Consider the following 4154-nt stretch of genomic DNA (forward strand, 5'->3'; position numbering starts at 1 on the left):
CTGCTTCATCATTTGGTGTTTAATTTAAGTTGATAAAATTCACTCTTTTTCGACACGTGCTGTAGCGCCCAACAAGTGCAACAGAGTTGCAAACGTACCAATTCTTAAATTGTTTTGCAAACCGGTCTCTCCAAAAGCTCATTGGTGTAATAAATAGGAAGAAATTTTATGCAACAATGCTGCAAATATAATTTTGAGCGTATATTTGCAGCATTGTTGCACATAACTAATCACGACGAATCAAAATGAAAAAATCATTTCAAAAAATCGGGTGGGGCCTGCCGGGGATGACCGTGCTGGTTGGCTGTATTGATAACGAGAGGGAGCAAATGTTAAATGAATACTAATATTAGCAGCTAATAATCTGAAAGACAATGGCCTCCATTCAAATATCCCGCTCTGATTTGGTGGGCATTGGTAGCGCCACCCTTTGTGTGGCGCACTGTTTGCTCACACCCATTTTGATCTCAATGGCTGCCGCCTACGGTTGGTGGCCTGGGCTTTCCTACCTCTTCGTGCTCGTCAGTTTTTATGCTGCCTTCGAAACCAGCCAGCACAGTGTGGGTTCACCCTGGCTATCGCTTATTTGGATCAGTTTCACCTTGCTCGTTGTCTCGGTGCTTTTCGAGGAAGACTACGCTTGGCTGGAAATAATCGGCTACGTGGCAAGTGCCGGACTCATCCTGGGCCACCTTTTCAACATTCGCTATTGTAAGAATTGTCGTACCCGTCAAACGAAGTAAGCTCTCCATTGCGGTGCCACGAAACCTTTCTTTGAGTTGGGAGAATCAATCCTCTCAACCAAATCCTGCTGGTTAAAACAGCCTTTACAGTGGTTCTTTTCGCAAATGTATTCAGTGCATGAACAACACAGATTTTGATGTCATTATCGTGGGGGGCAGCAGCGCCGGGCTGTCGGCAGGCTTGGCATTGGGCCGCGCCCTGCGCCGGGTATTGATCCTCGACAGCGGCCAGCCCTGTAATGGGCAGACTCCACATTCACATAATTTTTTCACGCAGGATGGTAGCACACCCCAGCAAATACTAGCCACGGCCAAAGCCCAGCTTGCCCGGTACCCAACGCTTACCCTCCGGCACGAACTGGCGACGTACGCCCAAAAAACCGATACCGGCTTTGTCGTCACCACGAAATCCGGCCAGGTTTACCAGGCCCAAAAACTGATTGCGGCAACTGGGATCAAAGATCTACTCCCCACCATCGACGGCTTTGCTGCCTGCTGGGGTATCTCGGTCATTCATTGCCCATATTGCCACGGCTACGAATTCCGGCAGCAGCCAACCGGAATCCTGGCAAATGGCGACACTGGGTTTGAGGCGGCCAAATTGATCTCGAACTGGACGCCGACGCTAACGCTATTTACCAATGGCCCATCGACCCTCTCGCCGGAGCAGACCCAGAGCCTGCAAAAGCATCAGATTGCTATCGATGAACGTACAGTTGCCCACCTCGACCAACGCAAGGGGTACCTTGACCGCGTGATATTCACTAACCGATCCAGCGTTGACCTAAAAGCCCTTTATGCCCGGCTGCCGTTTGTGCAGCATAGCGACATTCCGGCCCAATTGGGTTGCGACCTTACGGAGCAGGGATATATCGCAACCGATGTGTGGCAAAAAACGTCGGTAGCCGGACTGTTCGCCTGTGGGGACAACAGCACGTTTATGCGCTCTGTGGCAAATGCCGTGTACAGTGGTTCTATGGCTGGGGGATCTGTGAATATGGAACTCATTAATCAGACCTTCTGATGTTCTCGGATGCAACAGAGCCATCAGGAAAGCCAGATCTACACTAGCTCAGGGCTTAGTCCGGTGGCCCTTCGAGACCAGCCAGCGTCGAACGAATCATCGATCCCGTTTTCAACAGTTGCCATTACAAAAACCAATTTCCCAATGAACCAATATAAACTACCCGTTACGGTGTTATCGGGCTACCTGGGAGCCGGGAAAACCACCCTGCTCAACCATATCCTGCACAACAAGGAGGGCCTGAAAGTAGCCGTCATCGTCAACGACATGAGCGAGGTTAACGTGGACACCCAGCTCGTGGAGCGCGAAAATACCCTCTCCCGTACTGAGGAACGGCTGGTCGAAATGTCGAATGGCTGCATCTGCTGCACCCTGCGCGAAGACCTGATGATCGAGGTCGAAAAGCTGGCGAAGGAGAAGCGGTTTGACTATCTGCTGATTGAAAGCACGGGGATTTCCGAACCCGTACCCGTGGCCCAGACCTTCAGCTTCGTGGACGAGGCCAACGGCATCGACCTCTCGCGCTGGGCCACCATCGACTGCATGGTGACGGTCGTGGATGCGTTCAATTTTGCAAAGGACTTCGGTTCGGCGGACACGATCCAGACCCGTGGCCTGAACGACGACGCGCAGGATGTGCGCACGATCGTGAACCTGCTTACCGACCAGATCGAGTTTGCCGATATCATCCTGCTCAACAAAACCGATCTCGTACCCGCCCGCCAGCTGGGCGAGTTGAAAGCCATTATCCGCTCCCTCAATCCTGGGGCCCAGATTATCGAATCCACGTTTGGGAAAGTGAGTCCGTCGCGGCTGCTTAATACGGGCCTGTTCGATTTTGAAAAAGCTTCCCAGAGCGCCGGATGGATTCAGGAACTCGAAAACCAGGCCAACGGCCAGGGCCATACGCCCGAAACCGAGGAGTACGGAATCGGCTCGTTCGTCTTTCGCGACAAACGTCCCTTCCATCCGATGCGTTTCTGGAACTACCTCGACGAGGGCTGGCACGCGGGTATCATCCGGTCCAAGGGCTTGTTTTGGATTGCCGCCCGCCCCGACGAAGCCCTCAGCTGGAGCCAGGCCGGCGGCTCGCTCCGCGCTGAGAGTGCGGGCGTATGGTGGGCCAGTATGCCCCTTCGGGAGCGGATGCGGTACGGTTCCTTCATCGAAAACCAGCCGCTCATCGAGTCGCGTTGGGACAAGCGTTTCGGCGACCGGATGAACGAACTGGTCATCATTGGCCAGGATCTAAACGAAGCAGTGATCCAGGCCGAAATGCAGGCCTGTTTGTGTTCGGAGGAGGAAATCCGACGGATGGAGCAGAAAGGCCACTTCGATGATCCATTTCCAATCACCTCAAGAGAGGAGCAGGGTTGATTTTATGAAAAGATTCAGTTTGCCTGATTCAATGCACTGGATCAATCCTTCGCAGCGATTGCTCCAGTGCCTTGATTTCCCGCAAGAATTCCTGCTGCACGGCCAGCATCTGGTCGGGCGTCAACTCGGGGGCTGAGTCGTGATGGTGGTCATGGCCGTGACCCGCATGATCGTGCTGGTCTTCAAAGCCAGGTACTTCGATAAGTCGGCCTTCCCACTCGGCCAATGCCATGGCCAGGCTGTCGAGCCGGGAGTTTGGCTGACCAGCTGATCGGGTGCGGAAGGAATCCAAAACAAATTCGACATTCATGTGTCGTTCCACCGCTTCCAGATGCAGTTCGTTTGCCTGGTTCAGCATTGTACTATTTGTTCCGTCGGAAGAGCAAGCCTGACTATTGAGTATGCCCGATAGGAGTAAAATAGCCAGAAAAAATTGATTCATTTTTGGAATGGGGTCAATTCTAGAAATTTTTAGGAAGATAAATTCTTCAAACACTTGCATCATCATTGCAAATATCAAGATAACTAACTACTCTTGCAACTTAGTTGCACAAAATCCCAAATCCTATGCTCCTCGCGACCAACCTGACCAAATCGTACGGCTCCAATACCGCGCTCGACCGACTCAACCTCCTCATTCAGCCCGGCGAAATATTCGCCCTGCTCGGGCAGAACGGGGCGGGTAAAACCACCACGATCAACCTGTTCCTGGGATTCATCGAACCCACGGCGGGCGAGGCGATGATTAACGGCCTGTCCGTAGCGGAGAATGCCCTGGAAACCAAGAAATACGTGGCCTATATTCCCGAGACGGTGATGCTCTACCCCAATCTGACGGGCATCGAGAATCTGGAATTCTTCTCCTCCCTGGCCGGATTCAAGTATTCCGAAGGGGAATTATCAAACTATCTGTCCAAGGCGGGCTTACAAGAAGCCGCCCACGGGGAGCGGTTGGGCGGATATTCCAAGGGAATGCGCCAAAAAGTGGGAATCGCCATCGCCCTGGCCAA

General features: G+C 52.6%; 5 protein-coding genes. 4 read left to right on the forward strand and 1 reads right to left on the reverse strand.

Going from position 1 to position 4154, the window contains the following annotated elements; translation table 11 throughout:
* Positions 1-374 precede the first annotated feature (374 nt).
* The 3 genes from ACEW8P_RS18650 (at position 375) to ACEW8P_RS18660 (ending at position 3144) form a co-directional block, all read left to right on the forward strand.
* Positions 375-743 carry a MerC domain-containing protein gene (locus ACEW8P_RS18650; protein WP_373514588.1) on the forward strand — a complete coding sequence of 123 codons (369 nt, stop codon included), beginning with the start codon at positions 375-377 and terminating at the stop codon, positions 741-743.
* 118 nt (positions 744-861) lie between these two features.
* Positions 862-1767, forward strand: a complete 906-nt coding sequence (locus tag ACEW8P_RS18655) for an NAD(P)/FAD-dependent oxidoreductase (protein ID WP_373514589.1) — start codon at positions 862-864, stop codon at positions 1765-1767.
* Positions 1768-1911: 144 nt separating this feature from the next.
* The gene (locus ACEW8P_RS18660) at positions 1912-3144 is read left to right on the forward strand and encodes a GTP-binding protein (RefSeq protein WP_373514590.1); all 1233 of its coding nucleotides are present in this window, start codon (positions 1912-1914) and stop codon (positions 3142-3144) included.
* A gap of 28 nt (positions 3145-3172) precedes the next feature.
* Here the strand turns inward: ACEW8P_RS18660 and ACEW8P_RS18665 are convergent, their stop codons facing one another.
* On the reverse strand, positions 3173-3586 hold the full coding sequence (locus tag ACEW8P_RS18665; RefSeq protein WP_373514591.1) for a hypothetical protein: 414 nt from the start codon (positions 3584-3586) through the stop codon (positions 3173-3175).
* A 125-nt stretch (positions 3587-3711) separates the two neighbouring features.
* Between ACEW8P_RS18665 and ACEW8P_RS18670 the strand changes: the two genes are divergently transcribed.
* The coding region (locus ACEW8P_RS18670) for an ATP-binding cassette domain-containing protein (RefSeq protein WP_373514592.1) at positions 3712-4154 on the forward strand (443 nt) is incomplete at its 3' end.

Source organism: Persicitalea sp. (assembly GCF_041751555.1).
GTDB lineage: Bacteria > Bacteroidota > Bacteroidia > Cytophagales > Spirosomataceae > Persicitalea.

What these genes read in the sequence shown, in the direction of transcription:
- ACEW8P_RS18650 (WP_373514588.1), top strand. Translation starts at nt 375, where the DNA reads ATGGCCTCCATTCAAATATCCCGCTCTGATTTGGTGGGCATTGGTAGC.
- ACEW8P_RS18660 (WP_373514590.1), top strand. Translation starts at nt 1,912, where the DNA reads ATGAACCAATATAAACTACCCGTTACGGTGTTATCGGGCTACCTGGGA.
- ACEW8P_RS18655 (WP_373514589.1), top strand. Translation starts at nt 862, where the DNA reads ATGAACAACACAGATTTTGATGTCATTATCGTGGGGGGCAGCAGCGCC.
- ACEW8P_RS18665 (WP_373514591.1), bottom strand. Translation starts at nt 3,586, where the DNA reads ATGAATCAATTTTTTCTGGCTATTTTACTCCTATCGGGCATACTCAAT.